Genomic DNA, 24,883 nt, shown 5'->3' with positions numbered 1-24,883 from the left:
TCGACCCCTTTTACGCAGCGCTGGCAGAAACGGAGCAGACAATGAACACACTTCGGACCGCCATGCTTTTGGCCGCGATGACCGCGCTGTTCATGGGCGTCGGCTATCTGATCGGCGGATCGGTCGGCATGGTGATCGCCTTGCTGATTGCCGCCGGCATGAACCTGTTCAGCTATTGGAACGCCGACAAGATGGTGCTGTCGATGAACCGCGCCGTCGAGGTCGACGAAAGGAACGCGCCGGAATATTACGCCATCGTGCAGGGCCTCGCCAAACGGGCCGGCCTGCCGATGCCGAAAACCTATCTGATCGACAACCCGCAGCCCAACGCTTTCGCTACCGGCCGCAACCCGCAGAACGCCGCGGTCGCCGCCACCACCGGACTGTTGCAACGACTGTCGCATGAAGAAGTCGCGGCGGTCATGGCGCACGAGCTCGCCCATGTGCAGCACCGCGACACGCTGACCATGACGATCGTCGCCACGCTTGCCGGCGCGATCTCGATGCTCGGCAATTTCGCCTTCTTTTTCGGCGGCAACCGCGACAGCAACAGTTCCTTCGGCATTGTCGGCGTGCTGGTGGCGATGATCGTGGCGCCCTTCGCCGCCATGATCGTGCAGATGGCGGTCAGCCGTACCCGTGAATATGAGGCCGACCGGCGCGGCGCCGAAATAGCCGGAAACCCGCTTTGGCTTGCCTCGGCCCTTGACAAGATCGCCCGTGGCGCCGAACGCATCCGCAACCCGGATGCAGAGCGCAATCCGGCGACCGCCCACCTCTTCATCATCAATCCTCTTTCCGGCGAGCGCATGGACAGCCTGTTTTCCACCCACCCGAACACCGACAACCGCATCGCGGCCTTGCAGGCGATGGCGCGCGACATGGCCGGTGGCACATCCGCCCCGGCGCGGCCGCAAGCCCCGATGCCAGAGCAGGCCGGCGAGCAGCGACCTTCGGGCCCGTGGGAGAAGGCAGCCCAGCAGCCTGAGCAGCCGCCGGCTGAACCGGCCCGGCCGAAATCCAATCCCTGGGGCCGCAATCCGACCGGACCCAAGGGCCGGTGGTCGTGAGCGGCGCGAAACGCCGGCACCGAATTTCAGGCGATCATGAAAACAATGCCGTGAGTCCCGGCGAGCCCATTGCCGGCCTTGCCGCGCGCAAGGCGGCGGCACGGCTGCTTGCCGCCGTCATCGACGCGAGAACGCCGCTCGACGGGCTGACCGACCACGAGAACGGCCATCCGCAATACAAGGCGCTCGACCTGCGCGACCGGGCGCTGGTGCGCGCCATACTGGTCACTGCGCTGCGTTTCCGCATGACCATTGCCGGGCTGCTGGCCCGCCGCCTGGAAAAGCCGCTGCCGCCAAACGCCACCGTGCTTTCGCATATTCTGCATGTGGCGGCGGCACAGATCCTGTTCCTCGACATTCCCGACAGCGCCGCCGTCGACCTTGCCGTGACCCACGCCAAGTCCGATCCGCGCACACTGCGTTTCTCCGGCCTCGTCAACGGTGTGCTGCGCACGCTGGCGCGGTCCAAAGAGGTCGAGCTAACCGCAGCGCTTGCTGCCACCGACGAAGCGCCAAAATGGTTTTCCGACCGGCTGAGAGTCACCTATGGCGTTGACAAGGCCAGGCAAATTCTCGCCGCTCATCGGCACGAGGCGCCGGTCGACTTCACGGTCAAGTCCGATCCGGCGTTGTGGGCCGAGCGCCTCGGCGGCATCGTGCTGCCGACCGGCACCGTGCGCGTGGAAAAACTCGGCGCCTCCGTCACCGAACTGCCCGGCTTCGAGGACGGCGCCTGGTGGGTTCAGGATGCCGCCGCCAGCCTTCCGGCCCGGCTCTTCGGCGACATGAAGGGTTTGCGCATCGCCGATCTCTGTGCCGCCCCCGGCGGCAAGACCGCCCAGCTAATTCTTGGCGGCGCCGAGGTCACCGCCGTCGATACCTCGAAGAACCGATTGGCGCGGCTCTCGCGGAATCTCGAACGCCTCGGTCTGTCCGCGGAGATCGTCCAGGCCGATCTGCTCAAATACCAGCCGGAGGAGCTGTTCGATGCCGTTCTCATTGATGCGCCCTGCTCTTCGACCGGCACGGTGCGGCGGCATCCCGACGTGCCCTGGACAAAGACGGCCGCCGACGTCGAAAAGCTCGCCGATCTGCAGGCAAGGCTGCTCGCCCGCGCCGTCATCCTGGTCAGGCCCGGGGGGCGCATCGTCTTTTCCAACTGTTCACTTGACCCGCTCGAGGGCGAGGCGCTTCACCGCGCCTTCCTCGCCGGGACGGCTGATATCGTCGACGATCCGCTCCGCCCAGGCGAGATCGCCGGCATCGACTCCTTCCTGACGCCGCAAGGCACGCTGCGCACCACCCCCGCCGATCTCGAACTTGGCTCACCGGAACGGTCCGGCCTGGACGGCTTCTTCGCCGCCCGCATGCGCAGAGCCGGCTGACGCTGAAAATTTGACGACTATTTTAGGGAGAATCCTGCGGAAAACAGGCTGAACTCCAGGGCTTCCGTTGAATTCGCCTTCGCATAAGTTCTTGAATCACATAAACTTGTCACTTGAGTTGAGGGCGATGAGGAGGGCTTTTGGCGATCGCGGCGGGCAGCACGACGCGTCTGTGGGCGCTTGTCGCGAAGGAGTTCTGGCGCAAGACGCGCCGGCGCCTGCGTGCCGGGCCGATCTATCGCTGGCGCTATTCCGGCCGCACGCCGGAACGCGTTTTGATCGCGCCGCCGGACCTGCGCCTGGCTGACCCGCAGATCGCGCTCGAAATCTATTATGGCCGCTATCCGCTGTCGGGACATCTGGTCGAGACCGGCGGCAAGTCGCCCTTCCAGATCGCCGTGCCCAATCCCGGCTGGCAGAAGACCCTGCACGGCTTTCGCTGGCTGCGTCATATGCGCGCCGCCGGCACCGAGCTCGCCGCCGCCAATGCCCGCGCGCTGGTCTCCGACTGGATCGCCATGCACGGCAACCACATTTCCGGCGTCGCTTGGGAGCCCGGAACGACGGCCAAGCGCGTCATTGCCTGGCTGCAACATTCCTCGGTGGTGCTGCAGGGCGCTGAATTTCCCTTCTACCGGGCTTTCCTTAAATCGCTTGCCATGCAGATCCGCTATCTCAGGGCGATGGCACGCGAGATGCCGAACGGCAAGGACAGGCTGCGCGCCCGCATCGCGCTCGCCTTCGCCGCCTTGTCGCTGCCGGCGCCGGCATCGGCGCTGCGCGGTGCGACCCGCAACCTCGCCGAGGAGCTCGACCGTCAGATTCTGCCGGATGGTGGCCATATTTCCCGCAATCCAATGACCGTTCTCGAAATCCTCGCCGACCTTCTGCCGCTGCGCCAGACCTATGCCAATCAAGCCGAAACGCCGCCAGCAGCGCTGATGGGCGCCATCGACCGCATGCTGCCGGCGCTGCGCTTCTTCCGCCACCAGGACGGCAGCTTAGCCCGCTTCAACGGCATGGGCGCGACCATCCACGACCGCATCGCCACCATTCTGCGCCATGACGACACCGCCGGTGCACCGGTGCTGCACGCGCCGCATTCGGGCTATGAGCGCCTCTCCATGGGCGGCGTCACCGTGATCGCCGATACCGGCCCGCCGCCCCCCGTCGATGTTTCCAACGCGGCGCACGCCGGATGCTTGGCCTTCGAGCTGTCCTCCGGCCGCCAGCATTATATCGTCAACGCTGGCGTCGACACCTATGGCGCCGCTGAATTCCGGCCGCTTGCCCGCGCCACGGCCGCCCACTCGACCGCCACCATCAACGACACCTCGTCGGCGCGCTTCAGCCATTCGCTGCGTGTCAACGATCTGCTTGGTACGCCGTTGGTCGGCGGTCCGCAGCAGGTGCCATGCAAGCGCACCGACCAGCAGGGCAGCCAGGGTTTTCTGGCTCGTCACGACGGCTATGTCGCGCGCTTCGGCTTGCTGCATGAACGCGAGCTGAAATTGTCGGCCAACGGCAACGTGCTTGCCGGTCGGGACCGCTTTCAGCGGCCCGGCGGCGCGGCGATCCGCAACAACGGCCGCGATTTCGTCACGGTGCGCTTTCACATCCATCCCGACATAGGCCTGCTCCAGGACGAGCACGATCGCCTGCTGCTGACCGCCGACCAGGCCGACACCTGGGTGTTCACTTGCGCCGAGGTGGCGCCCGAGGTCGAGGAATCCATCTACTTCGCCGGTCTTGGCGGCCCGCGCCGCAGCCGTCAGATCGTGCTTGCGTTCAAGGCATCGGAGGTTTCCGAAGTCCATTGGCAGCTGACCCGAACGGTGATCGCCGGTCATCCGGAAAAAAGCTGAGACTGCGGCTGGCCTTGCAGCTTGATTTCCGGGCCTCATGTGCTACGGCGCGCGGACGCTTTCCAACCAGCCGTGAAAGGCCGCCAGCCCATGGCCGTCGCCGCCAAGAACATTCCCGCGCCCGACCTCGTTCCCGTCCGTCGCGCGCTGCTCTCTGTTTTCGACAAGACCGGCCTCATCGATCTCGCGCGGGCCCTCGCCTTGGCCGGTGTCGAGCTGGTCTCCACCGGCGGCACGGCAAAGGCGATCGCCGAGGCAGGCATGGCCGTGCGCGACGTCTCCGACCTTACCGGCTTCCCAGAGATCATGGACGGCCGCGTCAAGACGCTGCATCCGTCCGTGCATGGCGCGCTGCTTGGCGTGCGCGACGATCCCGAACACGCCGCGGCGATGCGCGATCACGGCATCGAGCCGATTGATCTCGTCGTTTCCAATCTCTACCCTTTTGAGGATGTCCGCCGCTCCGGCGCCGCATACGCCTCGATCGTCGAGAACATCGACATAGGCGGGCCGGCGATGATCCGCGCCTCGGCCAAGAATCATGCCTACGTCGCGATCGTCACCGACCCCGAGGACTATGCCTCGGTGCTCAACGCACTGGAGATGAATTTCGGCTCGCTCTCGCTGGATTTCCGCAGGAAACTGGCGGCCAAGGCCTTCGCCCGCACCGCCACCTATGATGCGGCGATCTCAGGCTGGTTCGCCGAAGCGCTGGAGATCGAGCATCCCACCTGGCGCGCCTTCGGCGGCAGGCTGGACCAGGTGATGCGCTACGGCGAGAACCCACATCAGAGCGCCGGCTTCTACGTCGATGGCGACAAGCGGCCGGGCGTCGCGACGGCGCGCCAGCTTCAGGGCAAGCAGCTTTCCTACAACAACATCAACGACACCGACGCCGCCTTCGAGCTGGTCGGTGAGTTCGATCCGGCCCGCTCCGCCGCCGTCGCGATCATCAAGCACGCCAACCCGTGCGGTGTCGCCGAAGGCGCTTCGCTGAAGGCCGCCTATGCCAAGGCGCTTGCCTGCGACCCGGTCTCGGCCTTCGGCGGCATTGTCGCGATGAACCGTATTCTCGATGCGGAGGCCGCCGAAGAGATCGTCAAAACCTTCACCGAGGTCATCATCGCGCCGGATGCCTCGGAAGACGCGACCCGCATCGTCGCCGCCAAGAAGAATCTGCGTTTGCTTGTCACCGGCGGCCTGCCCGATCCGCGCGCGGCCGGCACTACCGTGAAATCCGTTTCCGGCGGGTTGCTGGTCCAGGGCCGCGACAATGCGGTGGTCGACGACCTCGACCTGAAAGTGGTGACCAGGCGCGCGCCGACGCCGGCCGAAATGGCCGATCTCAAATTCGCCTTCCGCGTTGCAAAGCACGTCAAGTCGAACGCCATCGTCTATGTCAGAGATGGCGCCACCGTCGGCATCGGCGCCGGCCAGATGAGCCGGGTCGATTCCTCGCGCATCGCCGCGCGCAAGGCGCTCGACGCAGCCGAAGCCGCCGGCCTGGCCGAGCCGCTGACCAAGGGGTCCGTCGTCGCCTCGGATGCCTTCTTCCCGTTCGCCGACGGGCTGCTGTCGGCGATCGAAGCCGGCGCAACCGCCGTCATCCAGCCGGGCGGCTCGATGCGCGACGACGACGTCATTGCCGCCGCCGACGCTCACGGCATCGCCATGGTGTTTACGGGCGTGAGGCACTTCAGGCATTGAGCGCCTTACCTCCCTTGTGGGGAGGGTCGGCGAACGATCTTTGCGAAGCAAGTGAGACGGAGGGGCAGCGCCGCGCCTCCACCCGCTTCGCTTCGCGGATCGAGGGAGGATAAGCTCACTCCGCCGACCGGTTGTCCGCCGGATACGGTGTCCTGACCAAGATCGCCAGGCCGACGCCGAGGAACAGCACAATTGCCGCCATGCCCAGCCGCGACGAGCCGCTGGCCAAGGTGATCGTGGCCACCATGAATGGTGCAGCAAAACTGGTCGCGCGTCCGGCCAGGGCATAGATGCCAAAATAGCGGCCCGATTCGGCGGCGGTGACGCTGCGCGCCATATAGGAGCGCGACGATGCCTGCACCGGCCCGAAGGCAAGCCCGATCAGCAGACCGAAGAAGATGTAGGCTTTTTCCGCCGGTGTGCCGAACAACCCGCCGCTATCCGCTCCGGGCATCATCCAGGCGCCGAACAGCGTATAGCCCGGCCCGGTCGAGACGATGCCGATCGTGGCGACGCTGAGCAGGACAAGCGAAATCATCACTATGGTCTTGGAGCCGAGCGCCGTATCGAGGCGCGCGGCAACCAGGCAGCCGACGATGGCGACGACATTGAGGATGATGCCGAACAGGCCGATCTCGGTGATCGACCAGTGGAACATCGCCGCCGCAAAGGCACCGCCCAGCGCAAGCAATGCATTGACGCCATCCTGATAGATCATGCGGGCGACGAGAAAGCGGAAGATGCCGCTGCGCTTGCGTATTTCGCCCAGCGTCGATTTCAGTTCCGACAGCCCTTCGCGTACCGCCGGACCGATCGGAAGGCCTTTTATCGCATCCGGTGTGAAAAAGAACATTGGCAGGATGAACAGGAAATACCAGGCCGCCGACAGGGGCCCGGTCGCCCGCGCGTCCTCGCCGAGTTTCGGGTCTAGCCCGAGGATAGGGTCGAGGCCGACAATCGTCTTGCCGGTCTCCAGCGAGCCCGCCATGAAGGCGACGACGAAGATCAGCGCGATCATGCCGCCGAGATAGCCAAGCCCCCAGGCGATGTTCGAGATTCGGCCGATTTCGCTCTTGGGCACCAGGCGCGGCATCATCGAATCATTGAATACGGTCGAGAATTCCGCCGCGACCGAGGCCAGCGAGAAGAGCAGCACGACCAGAAAGAGGTTCGAACCGGGAGCAGCGAACCACAGCAGGCAAAGGCTGCTGATCTTGATCGCGGCGAAGAACGCGATCCACGGTTTTCGCGGGCCGGTCTGGTCGGCGATCGAGCCGAGTATCGGCGACAGCACGGCGATGGCCAGCCCCGCCGCGGCGATGCCGTAACCCCATGCCGCCTGGCCTGTCTCCGGATCGCTCGCCATGCGCGAGACGAAATAGGGACCGAAGATGAAGGTGGTGATGACCGTAAAGAACGGCTGCGCTGCCCAGTCGAATAGCATCCACCCCCAGATGCCGCGTTCGGGCGCTCGCTGCACTGCTACCTCGGCCATTTGCCCTCCCACGAACGGCGCCCCGAAGCGGGGAACCGCTTCGCTCTATAGCGCAGTTCTTGCCGGCAATCCTGCGCGATGTGGAAGACTTCTCACAGCGCCGTCAGGTCGCTCATCAGCCCCGATGCCACCGCCAGCCGCGACACAGTGATGTCGCCGCCCTCGGTCAGCGCCTGCAGCTGCTCGCGGATACGCCCGACCCGGTCGCCGCCGGCATCCAGCCATGCCGCCACCGGGTCCGCCGCCTTGGCATGACCGGTGAGCGCCGCCACCGCGATGCCGCGCCTGGCGGCGCCGATCGTGTCGGTGGCGCGGGAAAGAGCCAGCTGATCGTAGTAGTCGGACGGCATGATCGAGCGCGCAGCGTCCTCGACGCGCGGAATGCGGAAGGCATCGCTGACCGCGAAAAAAGCCTTCGCGGCCGCGATGATATCGGCATTCGCGGTCCGGGCCGTCAGCGCGATGTCGGGGACGAGGCCCGCCACGTCGGTCAGCGCCAGCTGTTCGGCCAGCCTTTCGGGCGCGCCGCCCTTGGACAGGCCGTGCCGCCGCTCCTCGATCCGTTCGCGAGAGAAGGCCGGCAGCAGCGAAACGAGCTTCGGCTCCAGTGCCTTGCGCGCGTCCTGCAATTCGGCGATCCGTTGGCCGAGCGGTGCGGTGCTGCCATCGTTCTTGAGATACCAGCCGCTGGCCACATAGATAAGCCGGCTAACGGTCTGATAAAGGTCGAGCTGCACCTGCCCGTCGATCTGGTTGTCGAGCGCGTCTATCTCGCGATAGAGTGCCGGCAAGCCGAAGCCGTCCCGCACCAGGGCAAAGGTCCGAACCACGTCGGCGACACTGCGGCCGGTCGCTTCCTGCAGCCGGTCGACGAAGGTCGGACCGCCGCGATTGACCAGATCGTTGGCGACGACACGGGCGATGATTTCGCGGCGCAGGCGATGGCCATGGATCTCGGCCGCGTATTTCTTCGCCATACGGTCTGGAAAATAGCCCATCAGGTCACGGTCGAAATGCGGATCGTCCGGCACGTCGCTGGCGACGATGTCGGAAAACAGCACGATCTTGGCATAGGCGAGCAGCACGCCGAGCTCGGCCCTGGTCAACGGCTCGCCACGCGCCTCGCGCTCGGCAAGGGCTGCCGGCGACGGCAGCGTCTCCACCGCGCGGTCGAGCAGCCCGCGCGCTTCGAGCGTCGTCATGAATCGGCTCTGATGGGCGATGTCGGCGAGGCCGCGCTTGCGGGCAAGGGACAGCGCCAGCGTCTGCTCGTAATTGTTGGACAGCACCAGCGTGCTCACCTCGTCGGTCATCTCGGCAAGAAGCTTGTTGCGTACTGGGCGGGTCAGCGCCCCCTTGCGCATGGCGGAAGCCAGCGCGATCTTGATATTGACCTCGACGTCGGAGCAGTTGACGCCGCCCGAATTGTCGATGGCGTCGGAATTGCAGCGCCCGCCATTCAGCCCAAACTCGATGCGCGCCCGCTGCGTCACGCCGAGATTGGCGCCCTCGCCGATGACCTTGGCGCGCACGTCGAGCGCGGTCACCCGAATGGCATCGTTGGCGCGATCGCCGACATCCTGGTTGGTTTCTGTCGATGCCCTCAGATACGTGCCGATGCCGCCGAACCACAAAAGGTCGACCGGCGCCTTGAGGATGGCATTCATGATCTCTACCGGCGAGGCGGTCGTCTTGCCAAGGCCGACCGCCGCGGCCGCGGCCGGCGGCAGCGTGATCGATTTCTGGCTGCGCGAGACGATGACGCCGCCTTCGGACAGCTTCGTCTTGTCGTAGTCCTGCCAACTCGATCGCGGCAGGGCGAACATGCGCCGGCGCTCGGCCATCGAAGCGGCCATGTCGGGGTCGGGATCGATGAAGATGTCGCGATGGTCGAACGCAGCGATCAGCCGGGTCTGCTCGGACAACAGCATCCCGTTGCCGAACACGTCGCCCGACATATCGCCGACGCCGACGACGGTGAAAGGTGTGGTCTGGATGTTGCGGTTCATCTCGCGGAAATGCCGCTTGACCGCTTCCCAGGCGCCCTTGGCGGTGATGCCCATCTTCTTATGGTCGTAGCCGGCCGAGCCGCCGCTGGCGAAGGCGTCGTCGAGCCAGAAGCCATGCTTCTCGCTGATGGCATTGGCGGTGTCGGAGAAGGTCGCCGTGCCCTTGTCGGCGGCGACGACGAAATAGGGATCGTCCTGGTCGCGCCTGATCACGCCGGCCGGCGGGATGACCTGGTCGATGCCGATATTGTCGGTGATCGACAACAGGCTGGAGACGTAGTTCCTGTAGGCGGATGCGCCGGCTTCGAAGATGGCATCGCGACCGGCGCCCGTCGGCAGCTTCTTCGGATAGAAACCGCCCTTGGCGCCGACCGGTACGATCACCGCATTCTTGACCTGCTGCGCCTTGACCAGGCCGAGCACCTCGGTGCGGTAGTCCTGGGCGCGGTCCGTCCAGCGCAGGCCGCCACGTGCGACCGGGCCGAAGCGCAGATGCACACCTTCGACCTCGGAACCGTAGACGAAAATCTCCCGCCACGGCCGCGGCGCCGGCAGACCGTCGACCGCCTGCGAATCGAGTTTGATCGCCAGCGATTGGCCCTTCTCCTTCGTATCGGCAACGAAATGATTGGTGCGCAGCGAGGCTTCGATCAGGTTGAGATAGCGGCGTATGATAGTATCGTCGTCGATATTGGGAACCTCTTCCAAGGCATCCTTGATCTTGGCCTTGAGATGCTTGGCCGCGACCACGCCTTCCGTCTCGGCCGTCGGTCCGAGGCGTGCAACGAACAGCGCATGCAGGCCGCGCGCGATCTCCGGATAGCGGTTGAGCGCGGCGGCGATGAAATCCTGGCTCTGCGGGATGCCGGCCTGCTGCAGATAGCGGCCATAGGCGCGCAGGATGGTAACCTCGTCCGACCACAGGCCGGCGGTCTGGGCAAGGCAGTTATACCCGTCATTGTCGATGTCGCCGCGCCAGACGGAAAGGAACGCGTCCTCGAACAGCGCGCCGCCATTGCCAAGGTCGATCGGCTGGCCGTAGCTGTTTTCGAGCTCCATGTCGTGGATGAAGACCATGCCGAATGCTTCGTCGCCGACCTCGAAGGTGCGCTCGCTGATAACGCGGAAACCGATGTTCTCCAGCACCGGCACCCGTCGCGACAGCGCCACCGGGCTGCCATGGTGATAGATCTTCAGCGCCGCCTGATGCGGCTCCTGGTCGGCATGACGGTAGTAGTCGATGGCGATCGGATTGGCCGCATCGATCTTGGCAATACGCCCGGCATCGGCCAGCGCGACGGCCGGCGAGAAGCTGTCGCGGTAGCTTTCCGAGAAGCGCGCGGCGATCGCCGTGAGCGCTGCATCGGCGCCGGTCTCGGCCGCGGTCTCGCGCAGCGCATCGTCCCAGGTCCGCACGATGGCGCGGATCGCCGCCTCGATCGTCGCCTGGTCGATCTTCGGCGTCTTGCCGCCGGAACGGCCAATGATGAAGTGGACACGAGCCAGCCCGCCTTCCGGGAAGGCCGGGTAGTAGGCCGACAGCCGGCCTTCGAACACGGTCTTCAAATAGGCGCCGATCTTCTCGCGCACCACGCTGTCGTAACGGTCGCGCGGGACGAAGACGAGGATCGAGACGAAGCGGTCGAACTGATCAGCACGCACCAATGCCCTGACACGCGGCCGTTCGACAAGCCCCAGAATGGCTTCGGCGTGCTTGCGCAGGATTGGCACCGGAACCTGGAACAGCTCGTCGCGCGGGTAGCTCTCCAACACGTTGATCAGCGCCTTGCCGGAATGATCTTCAGGGTTGAAACCGGACTTGGCGATGATGGTTTCGGCCTTCGACCTGAGGTAAGGAATCTTCATCACCGAGCGCGTATAGGCGGTCGAGGTGAACAGGCCGACGATGCGTAGCTCACCCGCAAGCGCACCCTTGGCTGTGTAGGTCTTGACGCCGATGTAGTCGAGATAGATGCGGCGGTGCACCGCCGACTTGGCATTGGCCTTGGTGACGATCAGCGGTTCCGGCCCGTATAGGAAGGCACGAATCTCCGGCGTCGTCGTCACGGCTTCGGTGCCGCGCCGCAGCACCAGCACGTCGGGATCGGAGAGGATGCCGAGGCCGGGTTTTTCGGTGCGCTCCAGGGTGCCGCTCTTCTCGCCGCCGGTGTATTTAAACTCCCGCATGCCGAGGAAGGTGAAATTGTCGTCGCGCAGCCATTCGAGGAAGGCGATCGCCTCGGTGACGTGGGCCTTGTCGAGCGGCACCGGAGCGTAGCGGAACTCCGAGATCGCCTGGTCGAGACGGGCCAGCATCGGCTTCCAGTCGGTGACGGCGGCGCGCACCTGGCCCGATATTTTCTTCAGCCGCCCTGCCAAGGCCTCGGCCTGCTCGGCCGAAAGTCGGCCGATATGGACGTGAATGACGCTCAGCCGTTCATAATTGTGATCGCCCTTGGCAAAGCCGCCATCACCGAGGATTTCGTCGACCCCGCTTTTGCCGTGCCTCACGACGATGACCGGATGGGTGACGACCAGCGGCTCGCCGGCGCTCTCGGTGATCTCGCCGAGGATGGAATCGAACAGGAACGGCATGTTGTCGTTGACGACGGTGATCACGGTCATCGCCCTGCCCTGGCGGACAACGCCGGAATCGACGTCTATGGCGACGACGCAATCGCCCTTCCTGTGCCGGGCGACGGCGCGTCCGGCGAGATCGGCGGCGCGTTCGAGGTCGCCGACATCATAGGCGGCGACATCTTCAGCCGGCGCTCGGGCCAGCAGGTAATCGGCAAGCCTGCCGGGCTTTTCGCTGCCCTTGGCCGTGCTCATCTTTTTCAACTGGCTTGCTGATTTCAGGCTGGCCATGGCGCTAATTCCCTCCCGTCACATGCTTTTGCGACTATGGTAGCAGATGACCGTTATTTGGCGACAAAGGTTTGACGGTAGCGACGAAATGTCGGAATTCGGCAGCAAATCACCGACGAACGAGGAAAAACACCCCATGGCCGGAAAAATCACCGCACTCGATCTCGCACCCGCGGAACTGAGCGAAGCGACGAAAGCCTATTTCGCCAAATGCGAGGAGAAGCTCGGCCTCGTTCCCAATGTGCTTCTGGCCTACGCCTTCGACGAGAAGAAGCTGCGTGCCTTCACCGACATGTACAATGACCTGATGCTGGGCGAGTCGGGGTTGTCGAAGCTGGAGCGCGAGATGATCGCGGTGGCCGTCTCCTCCATCAACCACTGCTATTATTGCCTGACCGCCCATGGCGCGGCGGTGCGCCAGCTTTCAGAGGACCCGGCCTTCGGCGAGATGATGGTGATGAATTTCCGCGCCGCCGACCTTTCCGACAGACAGAAGGCGATGCTCGAATTCGCGGTGAAGCTGACCGAAGAGCCGGCAAAGATCGTCGAGGCCGACCGGGCAGCGCTGCGTGAGGCCGGCTTTTCCGACCGCGACATCTGGGACATCGCCTCGACCGCCGCCTTCTTCAACATGTCGAACCGGGTGGCGGCGGCAGTCGACATGCGGCCGAACGATGAATACCACGCGATGGCAAGGTGAGGTGCGAACCAACCGCGCCTTATATTAGCTGCTTCGCATTTTCGTTGCTTGTTTACCGGTTTGATCCGATGATCGGTGTGCGGCGTGGCCGCATGCCGGTTCGATGCCGCGGATCAAGGGAGGAGAACATGGCGAAGTTTCTCTATGTCTATCACGGCTCCGGCAAGATGCCGACCGAGGAGGCCGAACGGAAAGCAGCGATGGATGCCTGGAACGGCTGGTACGGCAAGCTTGGCTCGGCCGTGGTCGACGGTGGCAATCCGGTCGGCATGTCGAAGACCGTGCTGCCCGGCGGCAAAGTCGAGAACAATGGCGGCAGTAATCCGACCGCCGGTTACACAATCATCGAAGCGAAAGACATCGACGATGCCGTCGGCAAGGCCAAGGATTGTCCTATCCTGACGGACCCGGCTTTCAGCGTCGAGATCGCGCCGATCATCGAGATGATGTGATCGCTCAGGATCTCGCCGCGATCGCCGCCGCGGCACCGGCCATGGTGGTGGCGCTGACGCGATTGGCGATCTTCATTGCCCGCTTGCTCCTGAGCAGTTTTCGCGCCTGCGCTGCCGCGAGCACCCAGGCCAGATCGATGGCGACCAGAACCACGGCCATGGTCGCCGTCAGCTCGACCCAGCCGATGACACTGACCGAGGCGAGATCGATGATGGTCGGCAGCAGCGCCAGATAGAACATCATGATCTTGGGATTGCCGAGCGTTACAGCCATGCCGGCAAAGAACAGCTTGACGGCCGACTCCTCGCGCGGCATCTCGCCCTCGCGCGCCTCGACCGGTGCGGTCCACATCTTCCAGGCGAGGTAGCCGAGATAGGCGACGCCGACCCATTTCAACACGACGAAGGCGAGATGAAAGGTCTGCGCCACCATCGCCAGCCCAAACACCGCCAGCGACAGCCAGATGCCCTCGCCGATCCACATGGCGAGCAGGAACGGGAACACGTCGCGAAAGCCCTTTGCGATGACCCGCGCCACCAGCGCGGCGATCGAGGGGCCTGGCGAGCCGGCGGCGACGAAAAGGGCGGCGGCGAAGATCAGAAGCGACGTGAAGTGCATGACCGGGATCTTTGGTTGGGACGTTGACCGCTCAATATTAGCCCAACAGCGGAAGCTTTGGCAAAGGCAAGACAATCGCTTGTGTTGATGCCGCCCCTCACCCTTACCCTCTCCCCGTGAAAAACGGGGAGAGGGGGGTCGCCAGCGTTGCGGCTGATCCCTTCTCCCCGTCCTTCACGGGGAGAAGGTGCCGGCAGGCGGATGAGGGGCGGCGCCAACGTTCGAGAAATAAGAGTCTTGCCGGCCCGGCACCTCACGGCTAGTAGTTTCGCCCCCGACACAATTTCGAGCTTCACTTTGCCAACGTAACCGCCGGTCTCGTCAACTCCCCCGACACATTGCATGGCGCCGCATTGGCGACGTCTGTTTCATTTCACGTGTTCCTCAGGGTGGCGGTTCGAGACCGGTTTGGCACCGCTGAACCGCTGTCGCGCAATCACCCGCGACGCCTGATTTCCGACCACCGCAGCCTCTCGCCACGCCGTGCCCGCATGGGCATCTCGACATCGCCGATCTGACGAACTTCCCGACGGGAAGGGCTTTTCGGCATGTCTTCGATACTGCGTATCCGCTGGGCGATCGTGCCCAAAACCGCGCCTCGACCTCACATCAACTGCAATCGCTGCGGCGCCTTCAAGGCTTACCGCTGCAGCGGGAAATTCCGCGTCAACGCCAATGGCAAACGCATCGATGCGTGGCTGATCTACCGCTGCATCGATTGCGACAATTCCTGGAATTTCGGCATTCTGGAGCGGTGCAACCGCCACGACATCGAGCCTGCGCTGCTGCGGGCGCTCGAAAGCAACGACTCGGCGCTGGCGTGTCGGCATGCCTTCGATGTTGTCGCACTGCGGAGCAGGATCGGGCGCGTCGAGGAGTTTCCCGAAGCCGCCGTTCATAAGGAGGTGCTCGGTGACAGGCCGGAAAACACCACCGCTCTCGAACTCCAGCTCGGGCTCGAAATGCCGACAGCGCTACGGCTCGACCGGCTGCTCGCCAGCGAACTCGGTATCTCACGATCGCGGCTTCAGGCTTGGGAAGGGAAGCGGCGGCTGCTTGTCGATCCGCACGATGCCAAAGCCTTGCGCAAGCCGGCCCGAACGGGAACGGTGATCCGCATCGATCTGGCCGGCGAATCCGATCGGGGAGCCATTATCTCGGCTGCCGGCGGATAAACAAAAAGGGAGGGAGCACGCGCGTGCTCCCTCCCTCATAATCGCTAAGAAAAAGTGGCTTACGCCGCGCCGACCACTTTCGCCGACTTCTCAAAACGCTTGCGCTCGTTCGGGTCGAGATAGAGCTTGCGCAGCCGGATGGTTTTCGGCGTCACCTCGACCAGCTCGTCGTCCTGGATCCAGGCCAGCGCGCGTTCCAGCGTCATGCGGATCGGCGGCGTCAGCTTCACCGCCTCGTCCTTGCCAGCGGCGCGGATGTTGGTCAGCTTCTTGCCCTTCAGCACGTTGACTTCGAGGTCGTTGTCGCGTGAATGAATGCCGATGATCATGCCTTGATAGACCTTGACGCCCGGGTCGATGACCATCGGGCCGCGGTCTTCCAGGTTCCACATGGCGTAAGCCACCGATTCACCCTGTTCGTTGGAGATCAGCACGCCGTTGGTGCGGCCCGGCAGCTCGCCCTTGTAGGGCTGATAGGCGTGGAACAGCCGGTTCATCACCGCGGTGCCGCGCGTATCGGTCAACAGTTCCGACTGGTAGCCGATCAGGCCGCGCGTCGGCGCGTGGAAGACGATGCGCTGGCGGTTGCCGCCCGACGGGCGCAATTCGACCATCTCGGCCTTGCGCTCCGACATCTTCTGCACGACGACGCCGGCATGCTCCTCGTCGACGTCGATAACGACTTCCTCGACCGGCTCCAGCAATTCGCCGTTGTCGCCCTGCTGCATGACGACGCGCGGCCGCGACACGGCGATCTCGAAACCTTCGCGGCGCATCGTCTCGATCAGCACGGCAAGCTGCAATTCGCCGCGTCCGGAGACGAAGAACGAATCCTTGTCCGGCGATTCCTCGATCTTCAGCGCGACATTGCCCTCGGCCTCGCGCAGCAGGCGGTCGCGGATGACGCGGCTGGTCACCTTGTCGCCCTCGGTGCCGGCCAGCGGCGAGTCGTTGACGAGGAACGACATCGTCACGGTCGGCGGATCGATCGGCTGCGCATGCAGCGGTTCGGTCACCGACGAGTCGCAGAACGTGTCGGCGACAGTGCCTTTCGACAGGCCGGCAATGGCGACGATGTCGCCCGCCTGCGCCTCGTCGATCGGCTGGCGCTCAAGCCCGCGGAAGGCAAGGATCTTCGAGATGCGGCCGGTTTCGACCTGGGTGCCGTCATGGTGCAGCACCTTGACCGCCTGGTTGGATTTCAGTGTTCCGCTCTCGATGCGGCCGGTGATGATGCGGCCGAGGAAGGGGTTGGCCTCCAGGATGGTGCCGATCATGCGGAACGGGCCGGGGTGGACGGTCGGCGCCGGCACATGCTTGATGACTAGATCGAACAGCGGCGCAAGGCCCTGGTCCTTCGGACCTTCCGGATTTTCCGAGACCCAGCCGTCGCGGCCGGAACCGTAGAGGATCGGGAAGTCGAGCTGCTCGTCGGTCGCGTCGAGTGCCGCAAACAGGTCGAACACCTCGTTCACCACCTCGACATGGCGGGCGTCGGGCCGGTCGATCTTGTTGATGACGACGATCGGCTTCAGCCCGACCTTGAGCGCTTTGCCGACGACGAACTTAGTCTGCGGCATCGGCCCTTCGGCGGCGTCGACCAGCACGATGGCCGAATCCACCATCGACAGGATGCGCTCGACTTCACCGCCGAAATCGGCGTGGCCGGGGGTGTCGACGATGTTGATGCGGGTGTCCTTCCAGTCGACCGAGGTCGCCTTGGCCAGGATGGTGATGCCGCGTTCCTTTTCGAGGTCGTTCGAATCCATGGCGCGTTCGGCGACGCGCTGGTTGTCGCGGAAGGAGCCGGACTGCTTCAGGAGCTGGTCGACGAGGGTGGTTTTTCCATGGTCGACGTGCGCGATGATCGCGATATTGCGGAGGTTCATGTTGTGGTCTCGGGAGCGTTGCAGGCAGCAAGCCAAAAGGCGCTGCCTCTTTCGGTTGCGCGGCTCATACAGGGTTTTTCGCAATTGCGAAAGAGGAGGCGTGTCACCAAATACATGGTCACCAAATCTTAAGCGTCTTGGTATGAAATGAAATTATTAACCAATGCGGAACCTTTCACGGTCGGGGCAGTTCAAATTTCATGACCAAAACGGGCATCAGATACCGGCCAATCTTCGCATGGGCTGCCCTAGGCGTGCTCCTTGCAGCAGGCGCCGCTCAATCGGCGGCGACCCTCAACGAGGCACGCCCTGCCCTGCCGTCCGATACGCGTTCGGCGGAGCAGCTTTTTGCCGATGCTCCCGATGGCGTCGACCCGGTGGTGACCGGGCCGGTCAGCGCCGCCTTCAAGCAGAGGCAGAAAAACGCCGGCTGCGACAGCGCGGTCTGGCCCAACATTCCAACCGTCTGCTATCTGGACTGACACTTTACCCTCCCCCTTGTGGGGAGGGTCGATCCGCGAAGCGGAGCGGGGTTGGGGTCCCCCACCTATGCCGGCGCTTCACCCCCACCCGTCTCGCCGGCTTCTTTGCGAAGCCGCCTCGCCGACCCTCCCCACAAGGGGGAGGGTGAACGGCCTCACGCCGACTGCACCGGATCGAGCGTGACCTTGTAGAGTTCGTTGTCGTCGCGATCCATCAGCCGCACCGTCATCTGTTCGGTGGCGCCGTCGATGTCGACGAGACCGAAGAACTGCAGCCCGGCCGAAGGCGGCACGTTCTGTCCTTGCTCGGCGGTCGGCGCCTTGATGAATTTCAGCTCCGGGCCGAAGGTCATGTCGAAATCGTTGGGACCGAATGTGCCGGCGTGGAGCGGACCTGAGACGAATTCCCAGAACGGGTTGAAGTCCTGGAACTGCGCCTTGTCAGGATTGTAGTAGTGCGCCGCCGTGTAATGCACGTCGGCGGTCAGCCAGACGGTGTTGTCGATGCCGGCATTCTTTATGTAGCGAAGGAGGTCGGCAATTTCCAACTCGCGGCCCTTGGCTGGGCCATTGTCGCCATTGCTGACGGCCTCGGCGCCAGCCTTCTTGGTGGCGTCGTTCCAGACGATGAGACCGAGCGGCATGTCGGCGGCGATGATTTTCCAGGTCGCGTTGGAGTTTGCCAGTTCGCGCTTCAGCCACCGCGTCTGCTGTTCGCCGAGAATGCGCGATTGCGGCGTCACCGTATCCTGCATACCCGGACTATTGGGGCCACGATAGGAACGCATGTCGAGGAAGAACACGTCGAGCAGCGGCCCGTAGGCGATCTTGCGATAGACACGGCCGGGTTCCGATGGCTCGTAGCGGATCGTCGTCATCTCGTGGAAGGCGCGCGCCGCGCGCGCCGTCAGCACATGGATGGACTTTTCCGAATAGCGGTCGTCGGCGCTCAGGTCCTTCGAATCCGACCAGTTGTTCACCACCTCGTGGTCGTCCCACTGGTAGAAGGTCGGGCAGATGGCGTTGAGCCGCTGCACGTTCCTGTCCATCATGTTGTACTTCCACTGACCCCGGTATTCGTCCAGCGTCTCGGCAACCTTGCGCTTTTCGTCGATGAGGACGGTGTTCTTCCACTTGCCGCCGCCGGGAAGGTCGACCTCGTCCTTCATCGCGCCGTCGGCATAAATGGTGTCGCCCGAATGCAGGAAGAAGTCGGGCGTATGCTTGCCGATCGTGGCGTAGGTCTTCATGCCGGTCTCGTCGATGCCCCAGCCCTGGCCGGCGGTGTCGCCCGACCAGGCGAACCGGATGTCGCGCTTCGAAGCCGGCGCCGTGCGGAAGCGGCCGACGATCGGCTCGGAGACGGCGTTGACGTCGGCGAGATCGGCCGCAATCATACGATAGAAGATGTCCTGGTCGGAGGCGAGGTCGGTGAGCAGCCGCTTGACCGTGTAATCGCTGGCAGGCGACGTATCGAGCGGCGCAAGACGAACGGCGTTGGCGAAATTCTCCGTCGACGACACTTCGAACATGACGCGCGACGGGCGATCGGTGCGCGTCCAGACCATGCCGCTGGTGGCGTCGACATCGCCGGACTGGACGCCATGGGTGAAAGCCGGCCGCTGATTGGCGCGGGAATAGTATGGAAGCGCGAGGCCCGAGGCGCCGACGAGGCCAACGGCGCTCGCCGACGTGACAAAAGCGCGCCGCGTCATCGAAATTTTGTTCATGGCTGTCTCCTGGATGGCGTTGAACGTCGCCACCAAGCTCCAGCGTCAATGTTTCAGGCGCATTTCGAAATCATGAAGGTTTGATAACAGTGGACAGGTAATCTCCCCCCTTGAGGAAGAGATGTCGCCGAAGGCGACAGAGGGGGTCGTCTCGCGTGGAGCGCCGACCTCCTGCGTCTGCGATAAGGGGCCGAGCCCGGTCGGACCGACCCCCTCTGGCCGCTTCGCGGCCATCTCCCCCTCAAGGGGGGAGATTAGCGCTCAGCCGTCGCGTGCCCTACGCCGCCTGCGGTTCCGGCTCGAAGGCCGGCCGGCTGGTGTTGATCAACAGCGAGATGCAGGCTGCGGCTATCGCGGTCATACCGGCGATGAGGAAGGCAAGTTCGTAATTGCCCTGCAATTCACGCATGGTGCCGCCGAAGAGGGCTGCGGTCGCAGCGCCCACTTGATGACCGGCGACGATCCAGCCGAAGACGATCGGCCCGCTGCGGTCGCCGAACGCCTCGTTCGACAGCCTGAGCGTCGGCGGCACGGTGGCGATCCAGTCCAATCCGTAGAGCACGGCGAAGATGATCAGGCTGGTCGACGAAAAGCCGGAGTAAGGCAGATAGATCAGCGACAGGCCGCGGATCGCATAATAGACGCCGAGCAGCTTGCGCGGATCGAAGCGGTCGGTCAGCCAGCCCGACAGCGTCGTGCCGATCAGGTCGAAGATGCCCATCAGCGACAGCAGGCCGGCGGCTTGCACCTCACCGATGCCCATGTCGCCGCAAAACGCGATCAGGTGCGTGCCAACCAGTCCATTGGTGGTGAAGCCGCAGATGAAGAAGGTGGCGAACAGATACCAGAACACGCGTGTGCCGGCGGCGCGGCGCAGCGTGTTGAGCGTGTGCATCAGGAAATTGCCCTGCGAGGCCGGCGGAACCGGCGGCACGTCGTCGGCCTCAGCGCCGTAGCGTACCATGCCGATCGAGGCCGGGCGCTCCGGCACCAGCAGATAGACCAGCGGCAGCAGGCTGGCGGTGGCGACCGCGATAGTGATGGCGACCGGCTTCCAGCCGCCCGACTGGGCGAGCGCGGCAAGCAGCGGCAGGAACACCAGCAGGCCGGTAGCGGCGGAGGCCGACATCAGTCCCATCACCAGGCCGCGATTGGTCTTGAACCAGCGATTGACGATGGTGGCGCCAAGCACCGTGGCGACCGCGCCGGAACCGACACCGGAAAACACGCCCCAGGTGAGAAGCAGGTGCCATGGCTCGGTCATCATCAGGCTGAGCGCCGTCGAACCCGACATCAGCACCAGCGCCGCCAGCAGCGTGCGGCGCAGCCCGACCCGTTCCATCAAGGCCGCGGCAAACGGCCCGGTCAGACCGTAGAGGAAGATGCCTATGGCCGCGGCGAGCGAGACGACGTCGCGCCGCCAGCCGAAGCTCTCCTCCAGCGGCAGCATCATGACCGCCGGCGCCGACCGGAGGCCCGCCGCGATCAGCAGACAGAGGAAAATGACGGCGACCACGACGAAAGCGTAGCGCTGGCCAAACGGACGGGAGTGGGCTATCATGTTACTGACCGGTACGTTGCAGATGGATCAAAGGTATACGTACCGCTCGGTAACATTGTCAACCGGACAACACTATGTCGAGAATGAAAAGCATTGAACCGACGATCAACGCGAATGATGTGGCGTCACCACCCCGGGCCGCTCAGAAGATCCTTGGCGTGGCGCGTGACCTGTTCTACCGGCAAGGCATCAGGGCGATCGGCGTCGACGAGATCGTGCGGCGTGCCGGCGTCACCAAGCCCAGCCTCTACCGCAGTTTTCCGTCCAAGGACGAGCTGGCCGCCTCCTATCTCCGGCAATACGACCTCGAGTTCTGGGGCCGCTTCGATGAGGCGGTGGCTGCCCATCCCGGTGATCCGCGCGCGCAGATCGCCGCCTTCCTGACCCGCATCGGCAAGCGCACGCAAAAAGCCAACTATCGCGGCTGCGGCATGACCAACGCGGCCGTCGAATATCCTGAGCACGGCCACCCGGCCCGCATTGTGAGCGAGGCCAACAAACAGGAATTGCGCCGCCGCCTGCGCGCCATGGCCGCCGCGATGGGCGCCGCCGACGCCGACACGCTGGGCGACGGGCTGCTGCTCCTGATCGAGGGCGCCTATATCAGCGGCCAGTTGTTCGGGCTCGGCGGGCCGGCGCAATCGGTGGCCAGGAATGCCGATCTGCTGATCGGGGCGAGCTTGAAGAAATAGCGTTAGACGATACGCTGGGCAGCCCGAGAATGGAGATGCCCGCCATGCGTACCCTGTTGATCCCGCTAGCCCTTGCCGGCCTCTGCCAGGCGGCCCAGGCCGGCGACATTTCCAGCGCCTACACCGATCTCGACGGGAAGAAGGACTGCGTGACCTACGCGCAGGCGGAGGAAGGCGACGGCGACTGGGCCAGTCTCGCCTGCTCGGGCTATCGCGGGTACCCGGTGCTGATCGCTTACGACGATGCCCGCGAATCGCTGTTCTACGGATTTCCGCCCAGCGACATGACCACTGTCTGGGAAAGCTTTATCGGTTTCAATTCGGCTGGCCCCAAAATCGAATGGCGCATCGAGACAAACGGTGATCGCGCCGTTCCTTTCGCGGTCATCCACCGTCGCTCGATCAGCAACCCCGAAGACGAGAACAAACCGACCGAAGTGCTGATCGTCGCCAAGGTAGCCCAGCCGGAGACCTACGAGGGCTGCACCGTCGGCCTGGTGCTGGCCACCGGCGACCCCAGTGCCAACGACCAGGCACGCAGGCTCGCCGACGAGAAGGCGCGGACCTTTGCCTGCGGCAAGGACAAGCGCGTCGTCATCGGCAAGGCACCGGATTTCGGCCGCGTCGACAATTAGTGGTGCTGAGGAAGTGCGCGGCAACGGCCGCCCTTCGGCGATCCTTCACGCCCCCCTCTGCCCGGCAGGGCAGAGGGGGGCGCTGTCCCGCCGACTTTGGGTGCTTTGCCTACTTGCTCGCCTTGGCCCGCTCGATCGCCTCGACGATCATCTTCTTGGCGTAGGCGGCACCGTGCCAGCCCTCGATCTTGACCCATTTTCCGGGTTCGAGATCCTTGTAGTGTTCGAAGAAATGCTGCACCTGGTCGCGCGTGATGTCAGGCAGTTGCGTGTATTCGGTGATGTTCTCGTAGCGTAGCGTCAGCTTGGGTGAAGGCACCGCGATGATCTTCTCGTCCAGGCCGGCATTGTCTTCCATCACCAGCACGCCGATCGGCCGCACATTGATGACGCAACCCGGCACCAGCGCGCGCGTGTTGCAGACCAGTACATCGATCGGATCGCCGTCACCCGACAGCGTGTGCGGCACGAAGCCGTAATTGCCGGGATAGCGCATCGAGGTGTGCAGGAAGCGGTCGACGAACAGCGTGCCGGCCTCCTTGTCCATCTCGTACTTGATCGGCTCGCCGCCGATCGGCACCTCGATGATGACGTTGACGTCCTCCGGCGGGTTCTTTCCGGTGGCTATGGCTTGGATACGCATGGCTTTGTCCCTCTTTCGATTGGAGATCGATAGCGGGCGGCGGCGCATGGTGCAATGCGGCGAATGGTGCTGAGGCAGACTGAGAGCCTATGGAGAGGAATGCCGGGCCATCATTCCCAGACGAAAGCGACCTTCTTCAGCGCCTTCTGCTCGAAAATTTCGACGCCCTCGGCTACGTCGCGGCCGCCGGCACCGGCATAGAAGGCGAGCGCGCCCTGGTTGTCCTCCAGCGCCCACACCACCATGCCTTTCAGGCCGTGATCCGCCAGTCGCGCCCGTGCGGCTGAGAATAGCCGGCTGCCGAGCCCAATGCCCTGATATTCCGGGCGCAGGTAAAGTTCGTAGATCTCGCCCTGCTGCCTGAGTTCGCGGGCCCGGTTCTTGCCGATCGTGGCGTAGCCGGCGATCTTGCCGCCGATCTCGACGACCAGGACGGTGGCGGCGCGACGGATGGCATTCGCCCACCAGGCGGCGCCACGGCGGTTGATCATCGACGTCAGCGTGCGATGCGGAATGATGCCGGCATAGGCGCCGCGCCAGGCCTGCTGGTGCACGTCGGCTATTGCATCCGCGTCGCGCGGCTCGGCTTTCCTGATGTCGATGCTCAGCGTGTTCATAATTGGTTAACCATAAACCGGCGCCGCCCGAATGCAAGAGTCCGGTCAGCCGGTGCGGTGCTTTCGCACAGGCGATCGACAGGCCCGCAGAGATGCTGTCAGGGCACGTTTGGGATCGACTCAAATCTCGACCAGATGATCGTCGAGCTCGTTGCTGTCGTTGGACGAGACCGGGAAATGCTCGGCCAGCACCGCGCCCGTCGTTTCGATCGCCTTGACGAAGCCGTCGGCGAGACGATCGTCACCGGCATGGGCGGTCAGGTCGCGGACGACGCCGTCCCAGACATCCTGGCCAACTTGGGCGTCGATGCCGCTGTCGGCGACCACCTCGGCGTAGCGCTCGGCAATCGAGACAAAGACCAGCACGCCGGTGCGTGCTGTCGTGCGATGGACGTTGCGGGCGAGGAACTGCTTTATCGCATTGGCGTGTGCTGCCCGGTAGCGCAGCCGCCTCGGCACGAGGTGGATGCGCAAGCCGGGCACTGCCCACAACAGGACAAGCACGCTGACCAGCGCCAGAAGCTGGGCGATGACGAAATGCGGCACGCGGATAGACAGCCACCAGGCTTCCAGCCCATAGGCGACGGCAAGGCTGACGAAGAACATGGCCAGCGTCGCCATGAAGGCGGCCGGGAAAAAATAGCCGTCGCTGGCATGCGCCACCACGCAGTAGATTTCGCCGTCCGTCCTTGATTCGGCGACGCGGATCGCTTCGGCGATGCGGTCATGATCCTCGGGGCTGATCGGTCGTGTTGCCATGTCGTGTCTCACCAGCTTCCTGAAGAACCGCCGCCACCGGACGAGCCGCCGCCCGAAAACCCGCCGCCACCGCCCGACGACCAGCCGCCGCCGGAACGGCCCGATGACCAGCCGCGTCCAGTACCGGTTGTCCAGGCGCCGCCCGAGGACGAGGAACGCCTTTGGCCATAACGGAATGTCATGCCCAGCCATTTATACACGCCCGGCGACAGCTTTGTGCCGAAGATCGGCGGCAGGAACGCCATCGCCAGGCCGCCAAAAAACAGCGTCGCCCACACGATAATGAACAGCACGACGATGGGATCGACGGAATTGTCGTCAGCCGGGTTACGGGCGCCGCGCGCTTCCAGTTCCTCTGGATTGCCTTCCAGCACCATGACCATGTCGTCGACGGCCTTGGTTATGCCGCCCGGGAAATCGCCGGCGCGGAAGGCCGGCACCATGTCGTTTTCGATGATCAGCTTGGTGTGCAGGTCGGTCAGCGTGCCTTCCAGGCCGTAGCCGACCTCGATGCGCATCTTGCGGTCGTT

20 protein-coding genes are annotated in these 24,883 nt (G+C 64.2%); 10 read left to right on the top strand and 10 right to left on the bottom strand.

The window, feature by feature from the left end; all coding sequences use genetic code 11:
* Positions 1–41: 41 nt before the first annotated feature.
* From htpX to purH, 4 genes are all read left to right on the top strand, one after another.
* Complete coding sequence (htpX, locus tag IQ26_RS28655; RefSeq protein WP_145721716.1) at positions 42–1,070, top strand: zinc metalloprotease HtpX; 1,029 nt, start codon at positions 42–44, stop codon at positions 1,068–1,070.
* On the top strand, positions 1,061–2,455 hold the full coding sequence (locus IQ26_RS28650; RefSeq protein WP_162458098.1) for an RsmB/NOP family class I SAM-dependent RNA methyltransferase: 1,395 nt from the start codon (positions 1,061–1,063) through the stop codon (positions 2,453–2,455). Before htpX ends, IQ26_RS28650 begins: the two co-directional genes overlap by 10 nt.
* 140 nt (positions 2,456–2,595) lie before the next feature.
* Entirely contained in the window at positions 2,596–4,320 is a 1,725-nt protein-coding gene (locus IQ26_RS28645) for a heparinase II/III family protein (protein ID WP_145721714.1), read from the top strand.
* A gap of 90 nt (positions 4,321–4,410) precedes the next feature.
* Entirely contained in the window at positions 4,411–6,027 is a 1,617-nt protein-coding gene (gene purH, locus IQ26_RS28640; RefSeq protein WP_145721713.1) for a bifunctional phosphoribosylaminoimidazolecarboxamide formyltransferase/IMP cyclohydrolase, read from the top strand.
* A 115-nt stretch (positions 6,028–6,142) separates the two neighbouring features.
* On the opposite strand, the gene IQ26_RS28635 is transcribed toward purH, so the two are convergent.
* Both IQ26_RS28635 and IQ26_RS28630 read right to left on the bottom strand, forming a co-directional pair.
* Complete coding sequence (locus IQ26_RS28635) at positions 6,143–7,522, bottom strand: MFS transporter (RefSeq protein WP_145721712.1); 1,380 nt, start codon at positions 7,520–7,522, stop codon at positions 6,143–6,145.
* 92 nt (positions 7,523–7,614) lie between these two features.
* Positions 7,615–12,399: an NAD-glutamate dehydrogenase gene (locus IQ26_RS28630; RefSeq protein ID WP_145721711.1), complete on the bottom strand. Its 4,785-nt coding sequence runs from the start codon at positions 12,397–12,399 to the stop codon at positions 7,615–7,617.
* 136 nt (positions 12,400–12,535) lie between these two features.
* On the opposite strand from IQ26_RS28630, the gene IQ26_RS28625 reads away from it, so the two are divergent.
* Positions 12,536–13,099 carry a peroxidase-related enzyme gene (locus tag IQ26_RS28625; RefSeq protein WP_145721710.1) on the top strand — a complete coding sequence of 188 codons (564 nt, stop codon included), beginning with the start codon at positions 12,536–12,538 and terminating at the stop codon, positions 13,097–13,099.
* 128 nt (positions 13,100–13,227) lie between these two features.
* The gene (locus IQ26_RS28620; RefSeq protein ID WP_145721709.1) at positions 13,228–13,551 is read left to right on the top strand and encodes a YciI family protein; all 324 of its coding nucleotides are present in this window, start codon (positions 13,228–13,230) and stop codon (positions 13,549–13,551) included.
* Between the two features lie 4 nt (positions 13,552–13,555).
* Here the strand turns inward: IQ26_RS28620 and IQ26_RS28615 are convergent, their stop codons facing one another.
* Positions 13,556–14,170 (bottom strand): LysE family translocator, encoded by a 615-nt coding sequence (locus IQ26_RS28615; RefSeq protein ID WP_145721708.1) that lies wholly within the window; start codon positions 14,168–14,170, stop codon positions 13,556–13,558.
* A gap of 548 nt (positions 14,171–14,718) precedes the next feature.
* Here IQ26_RS28615 and IQ26_RS28610 point away from each other — a divergent pair.
* Positions 14,719–15,345, top strand: coding sequence for a DUF1062 domain-containing protein (locus IQ26_RS28610; protein WP_145721707.1), 627 nt, complete (start codon positions 14,719–14,721; stop codon positions 15,343–15,345).
* Positions 15,346–15,404: 59 nt separating this feature from the next.
* On the opposite strand, the gene typA is transcribed toward IQ26_RS28610, so the two are convergent.
* Positions 15,405–17,234 (bottom strand): translational GTPase TypA, encoded by a 1,830-nt coding sequence (typA, locus tag IQ26_RS28605; RefSeq protein ID WP_145721706.1) that lies wholly within the window; start codon positions 17,232–17,234, stop codon positions 15,405–15,407.
* 200 nt (positions 17,235–17,434) lie between these two features.
* Here typA and IQ26_RS28600 point away from each other — a divergent pair, with 200 nt between their 5' ends.
* A complete protein-coding gene (locus tag IQ26_RS28600; protein WP_145721705.1) occupies positions 17,435–17,716 on the top strand; it encodes a hypothetical protein in 282 nt (93 codons plus the stop codon).
* A gap of 155 nt (positions 17,717–17,871) precedes the next feature.
* On the opposite strand, the gene IQ26_RS28595 is transcribed toward IQ26_RS28600, so the two are convergent.
* On the bottom strand, positions 17,872–19,446 hold the full coding sequence (locus IQ26_RS28595) for an alkaline phosphatase D family protein (protein ID WP_145721704.1): 1,575 nt from the start codon (positions 19,444–19,446) through the stop codon (positions 17,872–17,874).
* 277 nt (positions 19,447–19,723) lie between these two features.
* Entirely contained in the window at positions 19,724–21,007 is a 1,284-nt protein-coding gene (locus tag IQ26_RS28590) for an MFS transporter (RefSeq protein WP_145721703.1), read from the bottom strand.
* Between the two features lie 74 nt (positions 21,008–21,081).
* On the opposite strand from IQ26_RS28590, the gene IQ26_RS28585 reads away from it, so the two are divergent.
* Both IQ26_RS28585 and IQ26_RS28580 read left to right on the top strand, forming a co-directional pair.
* Positions 21,082–21,699, top strand: coding sequence for a TetR/AcrR family transcriptional regulator (locus IQ26_RS28585; RefSeq protein WP_145721702.1), 618 nt, complete (start codon positions 21,082–21,084; stop codon positions 21,697–21,699).
* A 44-nt stretch (positions 21,700–21,743) separates the two neighbouring features.
* Positions 21,744–22,334, top strand: coding sequence for a hypothetical protein (locus tag IQ26_RS28580; RefSeq protein ID WP_145721701.1), 591 nt, complete (start codon positions 21,744–21,746; stop codon positions 22,332–22,334).
* Positions 22,335–22,443: 109 nt separating this feature from the next.
* Here the strand turns inward: IQ26_RS28580 and ppa are convergent, their stop codons facing one another.
* The 4 genes from ppa to IQ26_RS28560 all read right to left on the bottom strand — a co-directional run.
* Complete coding sequence (gene ppa, locus IQ26_RS28575) at positions 22,444–22,977, bottom strand: inorganic diphosphatase (RefSeq protein ID WP_145721700.1); 534 nt, start codon at positions 22,975–22,977, stop codon at positions 22,444–22,446.
* 110 nt (positions 22,978–23,087) lie between these two features.
* A complete protein-coding gene (locus IQ26_RS28570; protein ID WP_145721699.1) occupies positions 23,088–23,594 on the bottom strand; it encodes a GNAT family N-acetyltransferase in 507 nt (168 codons plus the stop codon).
* A gap of 120 nt (positions 23,595–23,714) precedes the next feature.
* Positions 23,715–24,353 (bottom strand): TPM domain-containing protein, encoded by a 639-nt coding sequence (locus IQ26_RS28565; protein ID WP_145721698.1) that lies wholly within the window; start codon positions 24,351–24,353, stop codon positions 23,715–23,717.
* An 8-nt stretch (positions 24,354–24,361) separates the two neighbouring features.
* Positions 24,362–24,883: TPM domain-containing protein (locus tag IQ26_RS28560; RefSeq protein ID WP_208760231.1), on the bottom strand; the 522-nt coding region annotated here is incomplete at its 5' end.

This window comes from Mesorhizobium tianshanense (assembly GCF_007830515.1).
GTDB lineage: Bacteria > Pseudomonadota > Alphaproteobacteria > Rhizobiales > Rhizobiaceae > Mesorhizobium > Mesorhizobium tianshanense.
This window is presented reverse-complemented; position numbering and strand designations above follow the sequence as displayed.

Coding starts and splice junctions, on each gene's coding strand:
- htpX (WP_145721716.1), top strand. CDS start 42: ATGAACACACTTCGGACCGCCATGCTTTTGGCCGCGATGACCGCGCTG.
- purH (WP_145721713.1), top strand. CDS start 4,411: ATGGCCGTCGCCGCCAAGAACATTCCCGCGCCCGACCTCGTTCCCGTC.
- IQ26_RS28635 (WP_145721712.1), bottom strand. CDS start 7,522: ATGGCCGAGGTAGCAGTGCAGCGAGCGCCCGAACGCGGCATCTGGGGG.
- IQ26_RS28630 (WP_145721711.1), bottom strand. CDS start 12,399: ATGGCCAGCCTGAAATCAGCAAGCCAGTTGAAAAAGATGAGCACGGCC.
- IQ26_RS28625 (WP_145721710.1), top strand. CDS start 12,536: ATGGCCGGAAAAATCACCGCACTCGATCTCGCACCCGCGGAACTGAGC.
- IQ26_RS28620 (WP_145721709.1), top strand. CDS start 13,228: ATGGCGAAGTTTCTCTATGTCTATCACGGCTCCGGCAAGATGCCGACC.
- IQ26_RS28615 (WP_145721708.1), bottom strand. CDS start 14,170: ATGCACTTCACGTCGCTTCTGATCTTCGCCGCCGCCCTTTTCGTCGCC.
- IQ26_RS28610 (WP_145721707.1), top strand. CDS start 14,719: ATGTCTTCGATACTGCGTATCCGCTGGGCGATCGTGCCCAAAACCGCG.
- typA (WP_145721706.1), bottom strand. CDS start 17,234: ATGAACCTCCGCAATATCGCGATCATCGCGCACGTCGACCATGGAAAA.
- IQ26_RS28600 (WP_145721705.1), top strand. CDS start 17,435: ATGACCAAAACGGGCATCAGATACCGGCCAATCTTCGCATGGGCTGCC.
- IQ26_RS28595 (WP_145721704.1), bottom strand. CDS start 19,446: ATGAACAAAATTTCGATGACGCGGCGCGCTTTTGTCACGTCGGCGAGC.
- IQ26_RS28590 (WP_145721703.1), bottom strand. CDS start 21,007: ATGATAGCCCACTCCCGTCCGTTTGGCCAGCGCTACGCTTTCGTCGTG.
- IQ26_RS28585 (WP_145721702.1), top strand. CDS start 21,082: ATGTCGAGAATGAAAAGCATTGAACCGACGATCAACGCGAATGATGTG.
- IQ26_RS28580 (WP_145721701.1), top strand. CDS start 21,744: ATGCGTACCCTGTTGATCCCGCTAGCCCTTGCCGGCCTCTGCCAGGCG.
- ppa (WP_145721700.1), bottom strand. CDS start 22,977: ATGCGTATCCAAGCCATAGCCACCGGAAAGAACCCGCCGGAGGACGTC.
- IQ26_RS28570 (WP_145721699.1), bottom strand. CDS start 23,594: ATGAACACGCTGAGCATCGACATCAGGAAAGCCGAGCCGCGCGACGCG.
- IQ26_RS28565 (WP_145721698.1), bottom strand. CDS start 24,353: ATGGCAACACGACCGATCAGCCCCGAGGATCATGACCGCATCGCCGAA.